Origin of the sequence: Caballeronia sp. LZ008, from assembly GCF_031451435.1 — a bacterium.
Taxonomy (GTDB): domain Bacteria; phylum Pseudomonadota; class Gammaproteobacteria; order Burkholderiales; family Burkholderiaceae; genus Caballeronia; species Caballeronia zhejiangensis.
On the sequence record NZ_JARUXK010000003.1, the window covers coordinates 935111 to 953833 of the forward strand.

The 18723-nt window shown below is 63.7% G+C and carries 18 protein-coding genes; 12 read left to right on the top strand and 6 right to left on the bottom strand.

What is annotated here, in order from left to right; all coding sequences use genetic code 11:
- Positions 1-25 precede the first annotated feature (25 nt).
- From QCE49_RS23245 to QCE49_RS23260, 4 genes are read left to right on the top strand one after another with little or no spacing between them, the layout of a single operon-like run.
- On the top strand, positions 26-757 hold the full coding sequence (locus QCE49_RS23245) for a universal stress protein (protein WP_250457507.1): 732 nt from the start codon (positions 26-28) through the stop codon (positions 755-757).
- 38 nt (positions 758-795) lie between these two features.
- Complete coding sequence (locus QCE49_RS23250) at positions 796-1776, top strand: quinone oxidoreductase (RefSeq protein WP_250457508.1); 981 nt, start codon at positions 796-798, stop codon at positions 1774-1776.
- Between the two features lie 10 nt (positions 1777-1786).
- Entirely contained in the window at positions 1787-2635 is an 849-nt protein-coding gene (locus tag QCE49_RS23255) for a TauD/TfdA family dioxygenase (RefSeq protein WP_008348529.1), read from the top strand.
- A gap of 11 nt (positions 2636-2646) precedes the next feature.
- Complete coding sequence (locus QCE49_RS23260) at positions 2647-3204, top strand: alpha/beta hydrolase (RefSeq protein ID WP_175981198.1); 558 nt, start codon at positions 2647-2649, stop codon at positions 3202-3204.
- Here the strand turns inward: QCE49_RS23260 and QCE49_RS23265 are convergent.
- Together QCE49_RS23265 and QCE49_RS23270 are read right to left on the bottom strand one after the other, a co-directional pair.
- Positions 3201-4433, bottom strand: a complete 1233-nt coding sequence (locus QCE49_RS23265; protein WP_250457509.1) for a Zn-dependent hydrolase — start codon at positions 4431-4433, stop codon at positions 3201-3203. The genes QCE49_RS23260 and QCE49_RS23265 overlap by 4 nt on opposite strands.
- A 21-nt stretch (positions 4434-4454) precedes the next feature.
- Positions 4455-5402, bottom strand: coding sequence for a GlxA family transcriptional regulator (locus tag QCE49_RS23270; protein WP_250436924.1), 948 nt, complete (start codon positions 5400-5402; stop codon positions 4455-4457).
- Positions 5403-5520: 118 nt separating this feature from the next.
- On the opposite strand from QCE49_RS23270, the gene QCE49_RS23275 reads away from it, so the two are divergent.
- Complete coding sequence (locus QCE49_RS23275; protein ID WP_008348538.1) at positions 5521-6333, top strand: SDR family oxidoreductase; 813 nt, start codon at positions 5521-5523, stop codon at positions 6331-6333.
- Here QCE49_RS23275 and QCE49_RS23280 read toward each other — a convergent pair.
- Positions 6319-7530: an MFS transporter gene (locus tag QCE49_RS23280; protein WP_175981204.1), complete on the bottom strand. Its 1212-nt coding sequence runs from the start codon at positions 7528-7530 to the stop codon at positions 6319-6321. The genes QCE49_RS23275 and QCE49_RS23280 overlap by 15 nt on opposite strands.
- Before the next feature lie 164 nt (positions 7531-7694).
- Entirely contained in the window at positions 7695-9287 is a 1593-nt protein-coding gene (gene garD / locus QCE49_RS23285) for a galactarate dehydratase (protein WP_250457510.1), read from the bottom strand.
- Between the two features lie 204 nt (positions 9288-9491).
- Here garD and kdgD point away from each other — a divergent pair, with 204 nt between their 5' ends.
- Together kdgD and QCE49_RS23295 are read left to right on the top strand one after the other, a co-directional pair.
- A complete protein-coding gene (gene kdgD, locus QCE49_RS23290; RefSeq protein ID WP_008348545.1) occupies positions 9492-10409 on the top strand; it encodes a 5-dehydro-4-deoxyglucarate dehydratase in 918 nt (305 codons plus the stop codon).
- A gap of 119 nt (positions 10410-10528) precedes the next feature.
- Positions 10529-11881 (top strand): MFS transporter, encoded by a 1353-nt coding sequence (locus QCE49_RS23295; RefSeq protein ID WP_008348547.1) that lies wholly within the window; start codon positions 10529-10531, stop codon positions 11879-11881.
- 60 nt (positions 11882-11941) lie between these two features.
- On the opposite strand, the gene QCE49_RS23300 is transcribed toward QCE49_RS23295, so the two are convergent.
- On the bottom strand, positions 11942-12274 hold the full coding sequence (locus tag QCE49_RS23300; protein ID WP_008348548.1) for a DUF2322 family protein: 333 nt from the start codon (positions 12272-12274) through the stop codon (positions 11942-11944).
- Between the two features lie 81 nt (positions 12275-12355).
- Positions 12356-12802 (bottom strand): SRPBCC family protein, encoded by a 447-nt coding sequence (locus QCE49_RS23305; protein WP_008348550.1) that lies wholly within the window; start codon positions 12800-12802, stop codon positions 12356-12358.
- Between the two features lie 164 nt (positions 12803-12966).
- On the opposite strand from QCE49_RS23305, the gene QCE49_RS23310 reads away from it, so the two are divergent.
- The 5 genes from QCE49_RS23310 (at position 12967) to QCE49_RS23330 (ending at position 18678) form a co-directional block, all read left to right on the top strand.
- Positions 12967-14451: an MmgE/PrpD family protein gene (locus tag QCE49_RS23310; RefSeq protein WP_250457511.1), complete on the top strand. Its 1485-nt coding sequence runs from the start codon at positions 12967-12969 to the stop codon at positions 14449-14451.
- A gap of 214 nt (positions 14452-14665) precedes the next feature.
- Positions 14666-15541, top strand: a complete 876-nt coding sequence (locus QCE49_RS23315; protein ID WP_175981212.1) for a glycine betaine ABC transporter substrate-binding protein — start codon at positions 14666-14668, stop codon at positions 15539-15541.
- Positions 15542-15695: 154 nt separating this feature from the next.
- Positions 15696-17057: an MFS transporter gene (locus QCE49_RS23320; protein ID WP_008348555.1), complete on the top strand. Its 1362-nt coding sequence runs from the start codon at positions 15696-15698 to the stop codon at positions 17055-17057.
- A gap of 13 nt (positions 17058-17070) precedes the next feature.
- Positions 17071-18042 carry a dipeptidase gene (locus tag QCE49_RS23325; RefSeq protein ID WP_008348557.1) on the top strand — a complete coding sequence of 324 codons (972 nt, stop codon included), beginning with the start codon at positions 17071-17073 and terminating at the stop codon, positions 18040-18042.
- Positions 18043-18117: 75 nt separating this feature from the next.
- The gene (locus tag QCE49_RS23330) at positions 18118-18678 is read left to right on the top strand and encodes a PAS and helix-turn-helix domain-containing protein (protein WP_008348559.1); all 561 of its coding nucleotides are present in this window, start codon (positions 18118-18120) and stop codon (positions 18676-18678) included.
- Positions 18679-18723 lie beyond the last annotated feature (45 nt).

Here is an 18723-nt window from a genome sequence, read left to right on the forward strand (position 1 = left end):
TGCAATTGAAAACCGAAGGATCACCATGTACCGACATCTGCTCGTGCCCGTCGAGCGCAACGACGCCAGCGTCGAGGCGACTGGCCATGCGGCCGAGCTCGCGCGCTCGCTCGGCGCACGCATCACGTTCGTCAGCCTGCATGCGGGCGCGAGCGACGATGCGGCGCAGCATCGCCGGATCGCGGCCGCCCTCGCCCGCGCCGAAGCCGCCGCTCGCGCGCACGGCGTGCCGGCGACGGTGCTCGGCGTGCAGGGCATCGATTCGGCGGCAGCGAACGATTACGACCTCGTGTGCATCGCGCAAGGCAGCGCGGTGCCGCCCTTGCCGGGCGTGGCCGTGCTGATCGCGCCGAGCGACGCGCGCCCGATGGCCACGAAGGCGGCGGGCGCGCTGCTCGCCGTGCATCGGATGCGCTCGGACGCTTACGACGATGCATTGCGCACTTCGCGACCCGATGCGCGGACGATCGAGCGTCTTCGCGAAACACATCACGAAGAAACCGCGCTGACCACGGCATTGCGCGAGCGCACATCGACGCTCGATGCCGAACTCGACGAACTCGCGCGCCTCGCCGAACGCGAAGCGGCGCTGCTCGCGCGCGTCGCGGCATCGATCGCGAATGGGGAGGTCATCGACGACACATTGCTTGCGAGCGCGCGCTTCGCGTGCGAACGCATGGGACGCATCGAAGGCGTCGTGCTGCCGGCCGCGCGCCGCTATCTGCGCGACGCCGACTGGAACGCGCTCGCGCGCTGAACGCCATACAGGAAACAGAGACTCAAGGAGACGAAACAATGGCACATGCAATCCGCTTTCACGAAACCGGCGGTCCGGAAGTGTTGCGCTGGGAAGAAGTCGCCGTGGGCGAACCCGGCCCGTTGGAGGTCCGTCTGCGTCACGAGGCCGTCGGGCTCAATTTCGCGGACACGTATTTCCGCTCGGGCCTCTATCCGGTGCCGCTGCCTTCGGGCATGGGCGTCGAAGCGGCGGGCGTCGTCGAGAAGGTCGGCGCGAACGTCACGCATCTGAAGGAAGGCGATCGCGTGACCTACACTGGTTTCATCAACACGCTCGGCGCGTACAGCACGGAGCGCATCATTTCCGCCGCGCCGCTCGTCAAGCTGCCCGATGCGATCGACTGCACGCGCGCCGCCGCCATGACGATGCGCGGCCTCACCGCCGCCTATCTGATGACGCGCATCCGCCGCTTCGAGCGTGGCGACACGCTGCTTTTGCACGCGGCGGCGGGCGGCGTCGGGCTGATCGTGTCGCAATGGGCGAAGCTGCTCGGCGTAATGGTGATCGGCACGGTATCGAGCGAAGAGAAAGCGCGCGTGGCGCGCGAGCATGGCGTGGCGCACACGATCGACTACAGCCGCGAGGACGTGGCCGCGCGCGTGCGCGAACTGACCGATGGCAAGGGCGTGAACGCGGTATTCGACAGCGTCGGCAAGACCACTTTCAACGCATCGCTCGATTCGCTCGCGCGCCGCGGTCTGATGGTGTGCGTCGGCACCGCATCGGGTCCGATTCCGCCGTTCGATCCGCAATTGCTCGCGATGAAAGGCTCGCTCTATCTGACGCGCCCGGCGCTCGCGGATTACATCGCCGATCCGGCCGAGAAGAATGCGCTCGCCGCCGAACTCTTCGATCACGTCGCGAGCGGGCGCATTCGCATCGAGATCAACCAGCGCTATGCACTGCGCGACGCGGCGGACGCTCATCGCGATCTCGAAGCGCGCAAGACCACGGGTTCGTCCGTGTTCGTCGTCTGAGGAGACATTCATGCGTATCGAACAACTTACTTGCGCGATCGGCGCGGAACTCACCGACGTCAATCTCGCCGACGCCATTCACGACGACGCCCTCTTCGCCGAAATCCGCGCCGCGTTGCTAGCGCATCGCGTGCTTTTTCTGCGCGATCAGGAAATCACGCGCGCGGAGCACGTCGCGTTCGCGCGGCGCTTCGGCGAACTGGAGGATCATCCGGTCGCGGGAAGCGATCCGGACCATCCGGGGCTCGTGCGCATCTACAAGTCGCCCGATCAGCCGAACGACCGCTACGAAAACGCGTGGCACACGGACGCGACCTGGCGCGTCGCGCCGCCCTTCGGCTGCGTGCTGCGCTGCGTGGAAACGCCGCCCGTCGGCGGCGACACGATGTGGGCGAACATGGTGCTCGCGTATGAGAAGCTGCCCGCGCACGTCAAGGAACAGATCGCGGATTTGCGCGCGCGGCACAGCATCGAGGCGAGTTTCGGTGCGGCGATGCCTATCGAGAAACGCCTCGCGCTGAAGGCGCAGTTTCCCGATGCCGAGCATCCCGTCGTGCGCACGCATCCGGAAACGGGCGAGAAGGTGCTGTTCGTCAACGCCTTCGCGACGCACTTCACCAACTATCACACGCCGGAGCGCGTGCGCTTCGGGCAGGACGCGAATCCCGGCGCGGGGCAGTTGCTCGCGTATCTGCTGAGCCAGGCGTATATCCCGGAATATCAGGTGCGCTGGCGCTGGAAGAAGAACAGCATCGCCATCTGGGACAACCGCAGCACGCAGCATTACGCGGTGATGGACTATCCGCCGTGTCATCGCAAGATGGAGCGCGCGGGGATCATCGGCGACGTGCCCTTCTGATGGATCGACGCATGAACGCACCGACGATACTCATGGTCCCCGGCCTGCGCGATCACGTCGAGGACCACTGGCAGACGCATTACGCCAACGCGCATGACAACGTGCGTACCGTGCCGCCGCTGCAACGCGACAAGCTCGATCGGAGCGCGCGGGTCGCCGCGCTCGACGCGGCGCTCGCGCAGATCGACGGACCGGTCGTGCTCGTCGCGCACAGCGCCGGCGTGATGATTTCCGTGCACTGGGCGCAGCGGCATCGTCGCGAGATTCAGGGCGCGCTCTTCGTCACGCCGCCCGATTTCGATTCGCCGCTGCCGGAAGGCTATCCGTCAGTCGATGAACTCGAGCTGCACGGATGGCTGCCCACGCCGCGCGAACGCCTGCCGTTTCCGTGCGTCGTCGCGGCGAGCCATGACGATCCGCTCGCGCGCTTCGAACGCGTCGCCGGCATGGCGCACGACTGGGGCGCGCGGCTCGCCGATCTCGGCCGCGTCGGGCACATGAATCCGGCGTCGGGATTCGGCCTCTGGCGCGACGCCGGGCGATACATCGCGGAGATCACCGAGCGTTAAGCCGACAAGCTCGCGAGGATATTCGCCGCTGCCCGCGCCGCCACTTCGCAGCCGAGCACGATGTGCGACTCCGCCGTGTCCTCGATGAAATCGTGACTCGCTCCGCCGATGCTCGGCACGAACAGCATGCACGCCGGCACATGATGCGCGATCACCTGCGCATCGTGCGACGCGCCGCTCGGCATGCGTTCCCACTGACCCGGCGCGAGCGCTTCGGCGGCCTCCGCGATATGCGCCTGCAAGGCGGCGTCCATCACGACGGGCGCTTCGGGCGGCTCGCTGTCCGTCATCGCGACACCGATTTTCCCTTCGGCATTGAAGTCGCGGATCAGCGCGGCGAGCGCGGCTTCCATCGCGCGCAAACGCTCCGCGCTGGCGTCGCGGAATTGCAGATACATGTCCGCCGCGCCCGGCACCACGCTGAACGAACCCGGATCGAGCTCGATGCGCCCGACGGTCCAGACGGTGTCGGCATCGGCGATCGCGCGAAACGCTTCGTCCATGCGCGCGATGAACGCAACGAGCGCCGCGCCCGCATCGCGCCGGATCGACATCGGCGTCGTGCCCGCGTGATTGCGCTGCCCGGTGAAGCGCAGCTTCAGCTCGCGTATGCCGACGATCGTCGTCACCACGCCGATCGACTTGCCGTGCGCCTCCAGCCGTCCGCCCTGCTCGATGTGCGGTTCCAGATACGCCTTGTGCCGCGCCCTGTCGATACGCACGCGCGCCGCGCCGATGAGTCCGGCTTGCGCGAGCGCATCGCCGAGCAGGACGCCTTCGCGATTGCGCGCGTGGCGCAGGGCTTCATCGACGGCTTCGCCGACGAAACTGCGGCTGCCGAGAAAGCCCGAGAACGTGCCTTCCTCGTCGATCCACGATGCGACGTCCACCGCGAAATGACGCGTCGTTTCGCATTCGGCGAGCGCCCGCGCGATTTCGAGGCCGTAGATGACGCCGAGCGCGCCGTCGAGCCAGCCGCCGGTCGGTTGCGTGTCGGTGTGCGAGCCGATCAAAAGCGCCGGGCCCGCGTTGCGCGAGCGGCCGAACACGGTGCCGACGCCGTCGATCGTCGCGGCGAGTCCCGCTTCGTTCATGCGGCCCGCGAGCCAGCGGCGCGCGTCCATATCGACCGATGACAGCGAGAGGCGCACGACGCCCGGACCGGTCGCGCCGAACGTGCGCAGATGACGGAGGTCGTCGAGCAGGCGGGCGGGATTGATCTTCAGCACTGTTTGTCCTCGATGTAGTCGTTACGTTTGAGTGCGCGCCTCGCGCCGCACTTCCTGCGGCGGCACGCCGAAGCCGCGCATGAATGCTTCGCGCATGTGACGGCGGTCCCTGAAGCCCGTTTCCTGCGCGATCGTTTCGAGCGAATGCCGGCTTTTCTCGATCATCAGACGCGCCGCTTCGAGCCGCAATCCTTCGATGGCTTTCGCCGGCGACTGCCCCGTCTCCAGCGTGAAGACGCGGCTGAACTGACGCGGGCTCAGATGCGCCTCGCCCGCGAGCTCCTCGACCGTCAGCGGCCGGTTCAGATTCTTGCGCGCATAGTTCAGCGCATTCTGGATGCGATCGGACTTCGGCGCGAGATCGAGCATTTCCGAATGCTGCGACTGCCCGCCCGCGCGACGCTGATGCATGACGAGCTTGTGCGCGACCGAACGGGCGATATCGGCGCCGAGATCCTTCTCGACCATCGCGAGCGCGAGATCGAGCCCCGCGGTCATGCCCGCCGACGTCCAGACCGGGCCATCGACAATGAAGATGCGGTCTTCTTCCACTTGCACATCGGGATAAAGCCGCTGCATGTCGCGCGCGTAGGCCCAATGCGTGGTCGCGCGGCGATTCGCGAGCAGGCCCGCTCCGGCCAGCACGAATGCGCCCGTGCAGATGCCCGCGATACGCCGCGTGCGCTTCGCCGCGCGGCGCAGGAACGCGAACACGTCGGCGGGCGGCGCGATCGTGAGCGGCGTGGTGACGCCGACGGCGATCCAGGTGTCCATCTGCGTGCGCGCGGTGATCGCTCGCGTGTCGATCTTCATGCCGAGCGACGAGCGCACTTCGCCGCCCGCCGTCGAATAATTTTCGATGCCGTAGAACGCCTCGCCGGATACGTCGTTCGCCATTTCGAAAACCGTCTGCGAGGCGAGCGCCATGATCTGGAAGCCGTCGCTCAATAAATAGCCGATGCGGTGCATGTCGTTTTCCTGCCGCGCGATGTCACGAATCACTACCCTATACGTCATTTGCGTCACGGTCAAATCCGGCCAGAATTCACTCACGCAATCAACCACTTGTTTTCTGACGGAGTGAAACATGACGCAGACACACCTCGGCACCGCGCTCGTCACGGGCGCGTCTTCCGGAATCGGCGCGGTCTATGCGGAGCGCCTCGCGCGGCGCGGCTACGACCTCATTCTCGTCGCGCGCAATCGCGACAAGCTCGCGGCGCTCGCCGAACGCATCACGAACGAGACGCGCCGCAGCGTCGAGATTCTCGATGCCGATCTGAACGACCGCAGCGCGCTCGCCACTGTCGAAGCGAAGCTGAAGAATGACGCGAGCATCACGCTGCTCGTGAACAACGCGGGCATCGGCACGCATACGCCTTTGCTCGACAGCGACGTCGACGCGATGACGCGCATGATCGATCTCAACGTGACCGCGCTCACGCGCCTCGCTTACGCGGCGGTGCCCGGCTTCGTCGCGCGAGGCCGTGGCGCGATCATCAACATTGCGTCGATCGTCAGCATTGCGCCGGAGATCCTCAACGGCGTGTATGGCGGCACCAAGGCGTTCGTGCTCGCGTTCAGCCAGTCGCTGCATCGCGAACTGGCGGGCAAGGGCGTGCGCGTGCAGGCCGTGCTGCCCGGCGCGACGGCCACCGACTTTTGGGAAACGGGCGGCCTTCCGATCGAGAATCTCGACAAGGCGATCGTGATGTCGGCGGGCGATATGGTCGATGCGGCGCTCGTCGGCTTCGATCGCGATGAGCTCGTGACGATTCCGTCGCTGCACGACGGCGCGAAGTGGGATGCGTACGAAGCGGCGCGGCAGGCGATGGCGCCGGAGTTGTCGGCGAACAAGCCGGCTGCACGGTATGTATCGGGCGCTTCAAGCCTTTCGTGACGCGGAATCCGCTCGCCGTGGCGCGAAGCACATGACGAGCGGTATCAGCGCGAGCGCGGCGCCGGTGTAGAAGGTCGCCGGCGCGCCATGGCGATCCCAGATCCATCCGGCGATCGCGCTCGCCAGCACCATGCAGACGCCGCTCGCGAGATTGAACACGCCGAATGCGGTGCCGCGCAGGGAAGGCGGCGCGGATTCGGCGACCATCGCCGCGAGAATGCCTTGCGTGAAGCCCATGTGCAGTCCCCACAAGGCGACGCCCGCGAACAGCGTGAGCATCGACGATCCCGCGCCGAGCAGCACATCGGCCGCGATCAGCAGCGCCAGGCCGCAGGCGAGCAACGCGCGCCGGTCCCATCGATCGGACAGCACGCCCGCCGGATACGCGCTCGCCGAATACGCGAGGCTCATCACGACCATCACGGCGGGAATCCACGCGATATCGAGTCCTGTCTGCTGCGCGCGCAGTACCAAGAACGCCTCGCTGAAGCGCGCGAGCGTGAAGGTCGCGCCGATCGCGACGACATACCAGTAGCGCCCAGAAAACTCGCGCATCGACCGCCAGTGCAGCGGCGAGCGGAAGCTCTCGCCTCGTGCGGACGCGCTTTCCGGCTCACGCACGCCGAACAGAATGATGATGACGGCGATGAACGCCGGCACCGTCGCGAACCAGAGCACCGTGCGGATGTGATCGGAGAACGCGAGCATCAGCACGATGGCGAGCAACGGCCCGGCGAACGCGCCGATCGTGTCCATCGACTGCCGCAGGCCGAAAGCGGCGCCACGGATTTCCGGCGGCGCGACATCCGCGACCAGCGCATCGCGCGGCGCGCCGCGAATGCCCTTGCCGAAGCGATCGACGAGACGCGCGGCCACGACCAGCGCGGGCGTTTCGGCGAGGGGGAACAGCGGCTTTGTCAATGCCGCGAGGCCGTAGCCGAAGAGCAGCAGGCCCTTGCGGCGTCCGAGCCAGTCGCTCAGCGCGCCCGAAAAGACTTTCACGATCATCGCGGTTGCTTCGGCTGCGCCTTCCAGCGCGCCGAGTGCGGTGACGCTCATGCCCATGGTCGTCACGAGGTAGATCGGTAGAAGCGCATGCACCAGCTCGGAGGACAGGTCCATGAACAGGCTGACGAGGCCGAGCGCCCAGACGGTGCGTGGGATCGGCGGGCGCGGTGTGGCGAAAGGAGATGGCATGGGCTCGATTCGTGTCATCGATTCGATGTCATCGTGCCAAAGAATGGCCCAGCGTGGCGGTCCGATCGCGCATTCCGCTCGCTCATCCGCCTCACACCGCGCCCGCAAAAAAAATCGCCCCGCTCAAAGCGGGGCGATTTCGTTTCCGGCGAGCGCGCATCGAATCACGTCACCGGCGCCGGATTGAACAACACAAGCGCGTTGTGCAGCTTCAACGCCTCGGCCTTCGTCTGCTTCTTCCCGCTCGCGACATCGAGCATCAGCCGGAACAGTTCCCAGCCCACATCGGCGATGGTCGCCTCGCCCGTCGCGATGGTTCCCGCGTTCACGTCCATCAGATCGTGCCAGCGGCGCGCGAGATCGGAGCGCGTCGCGACCTTCAGCACCGGCACTTCGGCGAGGCTGTACGGCGTGCCGCGCCCCGTCGTGAAGACATGAAGGTTGATGCCCGCCGCGAGCTGCAGCGTGCCGCAGATGAAATCGCTCGCAGGCGTCGCCGCGTAAATCAGACCCTTCTGCTTCACCTTCTCGCCCGGCGACAGCACGCCCGAAATCGTCGATGACCCCGACTTGACGATGGAACCCATCGCCTTCTCGACGATGTTCGACAGCCCGCCCTTCTTGTTGCCCGGCGTCGTGTTCGCGCTGCGGTCCGCGCCGCCGCGCTTCAGATAATCGTCGTACCACTGCATCTCGCGGATGACCGCCTGCGCCACCTCACGGTTCGCCGCGCGCGCCGTCAGTTGCGCGACGCCGTCACGCACTTCCGTGACCTCCGAGAACATGACGGTCGCGCCCGCGCGCACCAGCAGATCGGTCGCGAAACCGACCGCCGGATTCGCCGTCAGCCCGGAAAACGCATCGCTGCCGCCGCACTGCACGCCGACGACGAGATCCGCCGCCGAACACGTCTCGCGACGGCGATTGTTGAGGCGCTTCAGATGCGTCTCGGCCATCCGCATGATCGACTCGATCATCGAGCCGAAGCCGACGTGCGCCTCGTCCTGCAACACGACCGTGCCGCCGTTGTCGTCGTGCGTGTTGTCGCCGATATCGGCCACGTCTTCCGTTTCCGCCGATGCCGCCGCGATCGGAATCGTGCCCGGCGGCATCAGGCGTTCCGGCTGGAGCTTCTCGCAGCCGAGCGACACCATCATCACTTCGCCGCCGAAGTTCGGATTCAGCGCGATGTTGCGCACCGTGCGGATCGGCACCATCGCGTCGGGCGCGTCGATGGCCACGCCGCAGCCGTATGTGTGACCGAGGCTCACGACGTCATCGACATTCGGATACCGCGGCAGCAGTTCCGCCTTGATGCGCGTCACGGCGTGCTGCACGACGTCCGCGACGCATTGCACCGTCGTCGTGATCGCGAGGATGTTGCGCGTGCCGACCGAGCCGTCGGCGTTCCGATAACCCTCGAACGTGAAGCCTTCCAGCGGCGATTCGTCCGGCGCCTTGATCGTCGCAATCGGCAGGTCGTGCAGCTCGGGCGGCGTCGGCATGCGCGTGACGTGCTCGTTGATCCAGCTTCCCTTCGGGAGCGCCTTCGTCGCATAGCCGATCACGACGTTGTAGCGGATGACCGCATCGCCTTCCGCGAGATCCTTCAGCGCGACCTTGTGGCCCTGCGGTACGCGTTCGCGCAGCACGAGGCCATCGGCGAACGTGGCGCCTTCGCCGAGACCGCCGTCGTTCACGACGATCGCGACGTTGTCGTCCGGGTGGACGCGAATATAGAGAGGGGACTGATTCATTCTGACGAATCCTTGAGCAAACATACCGCGCGGCTGCGGCTTGAGTTATGTCATCCTACAACATAGACAATCACAATTGGTTAGTATTTACCCGTATCCATTGATTTTGCACGCGTAAATAGATTGTCTGACGTCAGTCTATGTTGTACGATGACTTACGAGATCGGCAATCGGCCGGTCGCCGAACATCGAGACTTCATCACCATGACGACACCGCAAGAACTGAAGCAAATCGTTTCCGAAGGCCTGCTCTCCTTCCCCGTGACGGATTTCGACCAACAAGGCAACTTCCGCGCGAACACGTACGCGGAGCGCCTCGAATGGCTGGCTCCTTACGGTGCTTCAGCGCTGTTCGTCGCGGGCGGCACGGGCGAGTTCTTCTCGCTGACGCAACCCGAATATTCGCAGATCGTGAAGACGGCCACCGAAGTGTGCCGCGGCAAGGTGCCGATCCTCGCCGGCGCGGGCGGCCCGACGCGCACGGCCATCGCCTTTGCGCAGGAAGCGGAGAAGCAAGGCGCGCAAGGCGTTCTGCTGATGCCGCACTATCTGACCGAAGCGTCGCAGGAAGGCATCCGCGCGCACGCCGAGGAAGTCTGCCGCGCCGTGCCGAACATGGGCGTCATCATTTACAACCGCGCGAATTCGAAGCTCAACGCCGACATGCTGGAGCAACTCGCGGATAGCTGCCCGAACCTGATCGGCTTCAAGGACGGCGTCGGCGAAATCGAGAACATGGTGACGATTCGCCGTCGCCTCGGCGACCGCTTCTCGTACTTGGGCGGCCTGCCGACGGCCGAAGTCTACGCAGCCGCGTACAAGGCGCTCGGCGTGCCGGTGTACTCGTCGGCGGTGTTCAACTTCATCCCGAAGACCGCGATGGAGTTCTATCGCGCAATCGCCGCCGACGACCACGCGACCACGGGCCGCCTGATCGACGAATTCTTCCTGCCGTACCTGAAGATCCGCAATCGCCGTGCGGGCTATGCGGTGTCGATCGTCAAGGCGGGCGCGAAACTCGTCGGCCACGATGCGGGCCCGGTGCGCGCGCCGCTGACCGATCTGACCGAAGACGAGCTCGAGCAACTCGACGTGCTCATCAAGAAGCTCGGCGCGCAGTAAAGGCACAGGCAGGAGACGGGCGAAGCGAGGACGCACGACGCCGTGTGACGCTTCGCCGATGAGGGCCGCGCGAGCGGCCCTCCGTGCATCTCGCACGTACGGAAAGAAAGGGGAAGTCCATGTCGATGAGCCGCACCGCGAATCCCGCGGACGTCATGAAGCGCACCAAGGTGCGCTATCTCATTCTGTTGCTGATCTTCGTGATCACGACGTTCAACTATGCGGACCGCGCGACCTTGTCGGTGACGGGCTCCGCGATGCGCGCCGAATTCGGTTTCGACGCGATCCGCATGGGCTACATCTTCTCGGCCTTCAGCTGGGCGTATGTGCTCTCGCAAGTGCCCGCGGGCTGGCTGCTGGATCGCTTCGGCGCGCGGCGCGTGTATGCGGCGAGCATTTTCCTGTGGTCGCTGTTCACGTTGCTGCAAAGTTCGATAGGCCTGCTCGGCAGCGCGGCGACCGCCGTGACCGCCCTCTTCGTGCTGCGCTTCGCGATGGGCGCGGCGGAAGCGCCCGCGTTTCCGGCCAATGCGAAGGTCGTCGCGAGCTGGTTCCCGACGAAAGAACGCGGCACGGCATCGGCGATCTTCAACTCGGCGCAGTACTTCGCGGCCGTCGTTTTTACGCCGTTGATGGCGTGGCTCACGCATGCTTTCGGCTGGCATCACGTCTATATCGTGATGGGCGTTGCGGGTCTCGCGCTCGCGCTGACGTGGCTCGCCGTGATGAAGAATCCGGCGGATCATCCGCGCGTGAACCGGCAGGAGCTGGAGTACATCGAGGAAGGCGGCGGTCTCGTGCGCGGTCATCAGCGCGCGGGCGGCGTGGCGCGTGGCACGTCCCACAGCGTGGGCTGGCCCGTCGTCAAGCAGTTGCTGACCAACCGGATGCTGCTCGGCGTGTATCTCGCGCAGTACTGCATCAACGTGTTGACGTACTTCTTCCTGACGTGGTTCCCGATCTATCTCGTGCAGGCGCGTCACATGACGATTCTGCAGGCAGGCTTCGTCGCGTCACTGCCGGCGATCTGCGGCTTCACGGGCGGCGTGCTGGGTGGCGTGATCTCCGATGGCCTCATCCGTCGCGGCAAGTCGCTCACTTTCGCGCGCAAGGTGCCGATCGTCGGCGGCATGCTGCTGTCGTCGTGCATCATCGGCTGCAATTACGTCGACACGGACTGGATCGTCGTCGCGCTGATGTCGCTGGCGTTCTTCGGCAAGGGCATCGGTGCTTTGGGATGGGCCGTGGTCGCGGATACGTCGCCGAAGGAAGCCATCGGGCTTTCGGGATCGATCTTCAACATGTTCGGCAATGTCGCGGGCATCGTGACGCCGATCGTCATCGGCTATCTCGTCGCGCAGTCGGGCTCTTTCAATGGCGCGCTGGCGTTCGTCGGGATCAATGCGCTGATCACGGTGTTCAGCTATCTCGTGATCGTGAAGGACATCAAGCGGGTGGAGTTGAGGGTCTGATCCGCTGCAAGCGATGAATCGTAAAAGCCCGTTCTGCTCATGGCAGAACGGGCTTTTGCTTTACTGCGCCCGAACCACGTCGACCCGCAACGCCTCGCCGCCATCGACGATCGCAATCAGCCGATCCACATTCGGATGCGCGCCCGGGCGATTGCGCGCATCGGCGGTATGTTCGGCGAACACGGCGAGACCATGCTCGGCGGCTTGCGCGTCCAGCGCGCCGAACGCCTGCTTCAGATAGTGATAGACCGCGAGCGAGCCCTGCTTGCCCGGCTTGTTCTCGATGCTCGCGACCACGTCACCTTTGCCATCGACCAGATCGATGCGCTCGATGCCGTCGATGGCGGGCAATTGGGCGAGGTTATCCTTGAATACGTTGCTCGGCTGGATCACGAAAAGCACTCCACGTTATGAATTGATGTTGCGGGGCGCCGTATCTTATCCGATCAACGAGAGGCTCGATCGCGCGCATCGTCACTCGGGGATCACAGGCTCGACGAGCCGCGCGAGTTGCTCCAGCGACTCTTGCCAGCCGAGATAGCACATCTCCACCGGAATGACTTCGGGCACGCCCTCCTGAACGATGCTCAGCTCGGTCCCGCACACGACCTGCTTCAACGAAACGGTGACCTGCATTTCGCCGGGCAGGTTCGGATCGTCGAAGCGGTCCGTGTAGCGAATCTTCTCGAACGGCACCAGCTCGACGTACTCGCCACCGAACGAGTGACTATTGCCCGTGCCGAAATTGCGGAACGACATCTTGTGCGTGCCGCCCTGGCGCGCATCCATGTGATGGACCTGACATGTGAAGCCGTAAGGCGGAAGCCACTTCGCGATCGCATCGGGTTCGAGGAACGCGCGATAAAGACGCTCGGGCGTCGTACGCAAGACACGGTGAAGGCGGATGGTTCCGGTGGCCATGGTGTGCTCTCCTTTCGCGGAAAAATTGGACACATCTCTACGACGATGCATCGAAGCGTGAATCGACATGCAAGGGAATCGGGAAAACCCTTGGTTCGCCTCGTTGCCGCGGAATGATACTTGCGCGCGGGTTCCCACTTGTGCCATTTCAAGGAAACGACTCCATGCCCAACATCGATCGCCGTAGCTTTCTCATGACCAGCGCAGCAGGCGCTTTCGCATCGGCGGCAGGCACGACAGCGTTCGCACAGACAAGCAACGCCGCATCTGCATCCGCTTCCGCATCGGCCAGTGGCGCGCATGCGAAGCCGCCGCGCGTCACGCGCATTCTTGCGGACTTCATCGTAAGAACGGGTTATGGCGATCTGCCCGCGCCGGTGCGCAAGGAAGGCGTCAGGACGTTGATGAACTGGGTCGGCGTCGCGGTCGGCGGATCGCACGACGAGACCGTGAATCGCGCAGTCGCCGCGCTCACGCCGTTCTCCGGTCCGCCGCAAGCGAACCTGCTCGGCCGGACCGAGCGCTTCGACATCATGAACGCGGCGTTCATCAACGGCGTGAGCAGTCATATCTTCGACTACGACGACACGCATCTGAAGACGATCATTCACCCGGCGGGACCGGTCGTGTCGGCGATATTGGCGTACTCGCAATATCGCGCCGTCACGGGCAAGGACTTTCTGAACGCGCTCGTGCTGGGCGTCGAAACGGAGTTGCGCATTGGCAATGCGGTGTATCCGAATCATTACGATGTCGGCTGGCACATCACCGGTACGTGCGGCGTGTTCGGCTCGGCGGCGGCGACGGGCAAGCTGATGGGACTGAGCGTCGAGCAGATGGTCTGGGCGCTCGGTCTCGCCGCCTCGCAGCCGGTCGGCTTGCGCGAGTCGTTCGGCTCGATGAACAAGAGCTTCAATCCCGGCCGCGCCGCCGCGAACGGCATCTTCGCGGCACTGCTCGCGGGCCAGAACTACACGAGCTCGGACGGCATGATCGAAGCCAAACGCGGCTGGGCCAACACGATCAGCACGAAGCAGGATTATCGCGAGATCACGGAGGGCCTCGGTTCGCATTGGGAATCGACGTTGAATACGTATAAGCCTTTCGCGTGCGGCATCGTCATTCATCCGTCGATCGATGCAGCGATCCAGTTGCGCAATCAGGAACACTTGAGCGCGGATCAGATCGCGCGCATCGATCTTCGCGTGCATCCACTCGTGCTCGAACTGACGGGCAAGAAGACGCCGCAGATCGGGCTCGAAGGCAAGTTCAGCATCTATCACGCGGTGGCGATCGCGATCATCGACGGCGCGGCGGGCGAGAAACAGTTCAGCGACGCCAAGGTACGCGACCCGAAGACAATCGAGCTGCGCGACAAGGTGAACGCGATCGTCGATCCGTCCATCAAGCCGGAACAGGTCGACATGACGATCACGCTGAAGGATGGCCGCAAGCTGCACAAGTACATCGAACACGCGATCGGCAGCACGCAAGTGCCGATGACCGACAAGCAGCTCGAAACCAAGTTCTCCGATCTGGCGGACGGCATCCTCACGCCGGAGCAAACGCGCGCGCTGATCGATAAATGCTGGCACGTCGAGCAACTGGACAGCGCGAGCGAAATCGCGACTTCGGCGCTGCCGCGTTGATCGTTCATGCGAAGAGCGCCAGCTCGATGTATCGACGTTCCATCCGACGATATAAGCAAAGAACATTGACGTCGCGTTAATGCGCCCGAATACTGCGGACTGCGGGGCGTCGCCTGCAGCTGCTTAATCATCCGTCGCAGATGAATGCGTTATAGATCAGGAGAATCGATCGCGTCGCGTCTTCCATAAAACCTGTCGATGCAAGGAAACGTCAATGAAGAATGCCTTGTCCGTGAGCTTCGCCATGAAAGCTGCCGTTGCAGTCTCCACTGTCACGTTCGCGATGTGCGCGAGCGCCGTCGAGCCGATCAAGATCACGCTAGCCAACTGGGCCGATACGCAAGCGGTCGTCTATACCGCGAAGTACGTTCTCGAAACGAAGCTGCAACAACCCGTTACCCTGACCACGGCGGACCTCGGCATTCAGTTTCAGGGCATCGCGCGCGGCGATGTGGACCTGATGCTCGGCGCGTGGCTTCCGGTCACGCACGCGGCCTACTACGCGCGCTTCAAGAACGACATGGAAGATCTCGGCGTCATCTATTCCGGCGCGAAGATCGGCTGGGCGGTGCCGGATTACGTGCCCGAGAGCGAAGTGGCGTCCATCGGCGATCTGAACAAGCCCGAAGTCAAGAGCAAGTTGAACAGCACGATTCAGGGCATCGAACCGGGCGCGGGCGAGATGGTCGCTTCGGAAAAGGCGCTGAAGGAATACGACCTCGCCGGATATAACCTCATTCGCGCAAGCGAGGCCGGCATGTTGACCGCCGTTGCGCGCGCGTATCAATCGAAGAGCTGGATCGTCGCGACGGTGTGGAGTCCGCACTGGCTCTGGCAGAAGTACAAGATGCGCTATCTGAAAGATCCCAAGGGCGTGCTCGGCGGCGACGAGCAGATTCACGGCTTCTCTTCCAAGCAGTTCGCGACGAAATTTCCGCGCGCGAATGTCTTCATCCGGCACTTCAAGCTGACGCTGGCCGATGTCGAATCGATCGAGCTCGACGGCAACGCATCGAACGACTGGAGCGCGGCGGCGAAGAAGTTCGTCGACAGCCATCCCGAGAAGGTCCAGGCGTGGCTCCAGCAATAGGCGCGAAGCCGCGCCCGGCCTTGCACGCCGGGCGCGGCGGCGTCGTCGGACCGCCGATTACCTAGGTAATTGGCACGTATGGACCTAAGTAATTTGAGCACTTACGCTCCTTTCAATCCGGATCGAATCCGACACGCGAAAGGGGTGAAGCGCCATGCCACATCAAGCAACTCACGAGGTCGATACCAAAACGCTGAGACGTGTCATCGCGGCGGCGTCGATCGGAAACTTTGTCGAATGGTTTGATTTCGCGGCGTACGGCTTTCTCGCGACCATCCTGACGCGCGAGTTCTTTCCCAGTGGCGATCCCACGGTCGGTCTCCTGAAGACGTTCGCGGTCTTCGCGGTCGCCTTCGCATTCCGTCCGCTCGGCGGCCTCTTCTTCGGCGTGGTCGGCGACCGCATCGGCCGCAAGCGCACGCTCGCTTTCACCATCCTGTTGATGGCCGGCGCCACGACGCTGATCGGGCTGCTGCCGACTTATGCGAGCATCGGCTATTGGGCGCCGCTGCTTCTCACGATCATCCGCTGCGTGCAGGGCTTTTCCGCAGGCGGGGAATACGCGGGCGCGTGCGCCTATGTGATGGAGCACGCGCCGCGCCGACGCCGCGCGTTCTTCGGCAGCTTCGTTCCGGTCTCGACGTTCTCTTCGTTCGCATGCGCGGCCGTTGTCGCCTATGCGCTCGAATCGTCGCTCTCGCCCGCGGCGATGGTCGACTGGGGCTGGCGCGTGCCGTTCCTGATCGCGGCGCCGGTCGGTCTCATCGGCGTGTATCTGCGCGTGAATCTGCACGAGACGCCGGCATTCCAGGCGCTCGAAGGCAAGCATGAAGTCGCGCATGCGCCGCTGATGGAAACCCTGCATTCGCAGTCCGGAAACATTCTGAAGCTCGGCGCATTCGTTTCGGTGACGGCGCTTTCGTTCTACACGTTCACGACGTATTTCGCGACCTACATGCAGGTCGCCGGACATCTGACGCGCGGAACATCGCTTCTCGTGACCGTGCTCGCGCTCTTCTTCGCCGCGGCGCTGTGCCCGCTCGCCGGTCTGTTCTCCGACCTCGTGGGCCGCCGCGCGACGATCGCGACGACGTGCATCTTCATCATCGTCTCGGTCTATCCCGCCTTCGCGCTCGGCGGATCGGGAAATCTGTCGCCTTCGCTGCTCGGCGTTGCGCTGCTCGCGGTGGGCGCGGTGCTTTCGGGCGTGGTCACTGCTCCGCTTCTTTCGGAAGTGTTCGCGACGAAGACGCGATACACCGCATCCGCGATCACGTACAACCTCGCGTACACGATCTTCGGCGGCACGGCGCCGCTCGTCGCGACGTGGCTGATCGCGGAAACGGGAACGAATCTGTCGCCGGCGTATTACCTGATCGCCGTATCCATCTTCGCGATGATCGGCGGCCTCTCGCTGCGCGAGACGTCGAAGACCGCGCTCGAAGAAGCAGGTTCGTCGAACAAGAGCGCAAGCAGTGGCCCGGCCGTCGAGCGCGGCATCAAGAGAACCATCTGAACGGATACACGCGATGAATAGCCTTCACGATTCGAGCATCATCATCGACGGACTGAACATCTCGAAGTTCGAGCGCTCCGTATTCGAAGACATGCGAAAGGGCGGCGTCACCGCCGTGAACTGCACCGTGTCGGTGTGGGAAGACTTCCAGAAGACCATCGACAACATCGCGGAAATGAAGCAGCAGATCCGCGAATACAGTGAGATTCTGACACTCGTACGCACGACCGACGACATCCTGCGCGCGAAGAAAGAGAACAAGACCGGCATCATCTTGGGCTTTCAGAACGCGTATGCGTTCGAGGACAACCTCGGCTATATCGAGGTGTTCAAGGAGCTGGGCGTGAATGTGGTCCAGCTTTGCTATAACACGCAGAATCTCGTCGGCACGGGTTCTTATGAACCGGATGGCGGCTTGTCGGGATATGGCCGCGAAGTGATTCAGGAGATGAATCGCGTCGGCATCATGGTCGATCTTTCGCATGTGGGCGCGAAGACTTCTTCCGATGCGATCGCCTGCTCGAAGAAACCCGTCACCTACTCGCACTGCTGCCCTTATACGTTGAAAGAGCATCCGCGCAACAAGACGGATGAGCAATTGAAGGAGATTGCCGAAGCGAACGGTTTCGTCGGCGTGACCATGTTCATGCCCTTCCTGAGACGAGGCGCCGATGCGACCGTCGACGATTATCTCGAAGCTATCGAATACGTCATCGATCTTATCGGTGAAGACAAGGTCGGTATCGGAACGGACTTCACGCAAGGCTATAGCACCGAGTTCTTCGACTGGATCACGCACGACAAGGGCCGTTATCGCCGTCTGACGAACTTCGGCAAGGTCGTGAATCCGGAAGGCATTCGCACGATCGGCGAGTTTCCGAACATCACCGCCGCGATGCAAAAGGCCGGCTGGAGCGAATCTCGCATCAGGAAAGTGATGGGCGAAAACTGGCTGCGCGTATTCGGTGAAGTCTGGAACGGTTGAAGCGAAAGTCCGTGCGAAAAGTGCCGAACCTCGGTGTTACAGTAACTTTTCGCCAGACGCGACAATCTTCCCGACATGACCGATTCGCCCAAGCTCGACTACGAGGACTTGTTCAGGCATTTGCCCGTGGCCGTCATCGTCGCGAGAGAGCGGATCATGGTCGACTGCAATGCACGCGCGCTGGAACTCTTCAGGGCAAAACGCAGCGATATCATCGAGCAGTCGTTCTCGAAGCTCTATCCCGAGCAGAAGGATTTCACCACCACCGGTCATCGTCTGGCGCCGCTGCTTGCAAAGCATGCCGTATTCAGCGATGACCGCATCATGCGGCGCGTCGACGGAAGCTACTTCTGGGTGACGGTCGGCGGCTTCGGCTATAACCCGAAGCGGCCTTTCGAGCTTGCGGTCTGGACGTTCACGGATCTGTCGCAAGGCACGAAGCAATCCGACAACGCAAGCCTGCTGACCGAGCGCGAGCGCGACGTCGCCGCGCTGCTCGTGCATGGCATGACGAGCAAGGAGATCGGCAAGGAGTTGAACATCAGCCCTCGCACGGTCGACATCCATCGTGCAAGCCTGCTGCGCAAATACGGCGCGCGAGCCACACAAGACCTGATCGCGCGGCTCCTGGCCTGAATCGGCGCGAACTGCCGCAATATTCAGACGAAAGCGCTCGCATAA

Coding starts and splice junctions, on each gene's coding strand:
- QCE49_RS23245 (WP_250457507.1), top strand. CDS start 26: ATGTACCGACATCTGCTCGTGCCCGTCGAGCGCAACGACGCCAGCGTC.
- QCE49_RS23250 (WP_250457508.1), top strand. CDS start 796: ATGGCACATGCAATCCGCTTTCACGAAACCGGCGGTCCGGAAGTGTTG.
- QCE49_RS23255 (WP_008348529.1), top strand. CDS start 1,787: ATGCGTATCGAACAACTTACTTGCGCGATCGGCGCGGAACTCACCGAC.
- QCE49_RS23260 (WP_175981198.1), top strand. CDS start 2,647: ATGAACGCACCGACGATACTCATGGTCCCCGGCCTGCGCGATCACGTC.
- QCE49_RS23270 (WP_250436924.1), bottom strand. CDS start 5,402: ATGCACCGCATCGGCTATTTATTGAGCGACGGCTTCCAGATCATGGCG.
- QCE49_RS23275 (WP_008348538.1), top strand. CDS start 5,521: ATGACGCAGACACACCTCGGCACCGCGCTCGTCACGGGCGCGTCTTCC.
- QCE49_RS23280 (WP_175981204.1), bottom strand. CDS start 7,530: ATGCCATCTCCTTTCGCCACACCGCGCCCGCCGATCCCACGCACCGTC.
- garD (WP_250457510.1), bottom strand. CDS start 9,287: ATGAATCAGTCCCCTCTCTATATTCGCGTCCACCCGGACGACAACGTC.
- kdgD (WP_008348545.1), top strand. CDS start 9,492: ATGACGACACCGCAAGAACTGAAGCAAATCGTTTCCGAAGGCCTGCTC.
- QCE49_RS23295 (WP_008348547.1), top strand. CDS start 10,529: ATGTCGATGAGCCGCACCGCGAATCCCGCGGACGTCATGAAGCGCACC.
- QCE49_RS23305 (WP_008348550.1), bottom strand. CDS start 12,802: ATGGCCACCGGAACCATCCGCCTTCACCGTGTCTTGCGTACGACGCCC.
- QCE49_RS23310 (WP_250457511.1), top strand. CDS start 12,967: ATGCCCAACATCGATCGCCGTAGCTTTCTCATGACCAGCGCAGCAGGC.
- QCE49_RS23315 (WP_175981212.1), top strand. CDS start 14,666: ATGAAGAATGCCTTGTCCGTGAGCTTCGCCATGAAAGCTGCCGTTGCA.
- QCE49_RS23320 (WP_008348555.1), top strand. CDS start 15,696: ATGCCACATCAAGCAACTCACGAGGTCGATACCAAAACGCTGAGACGT.
- QCE49_RS23325 (WP_008348557.1), top strand. CDS start 17,071: ATGAATAGCCTTCACGATTCGAGCATCATCATCGACGGACTGAACATC.
- QCE49_RS23330 (WP_008348559.1), top strand. CDS start 18,118: ATGACCGATTCGCCCAAGCTCGACTACGAGGACTTGTTCAGGCATTTG.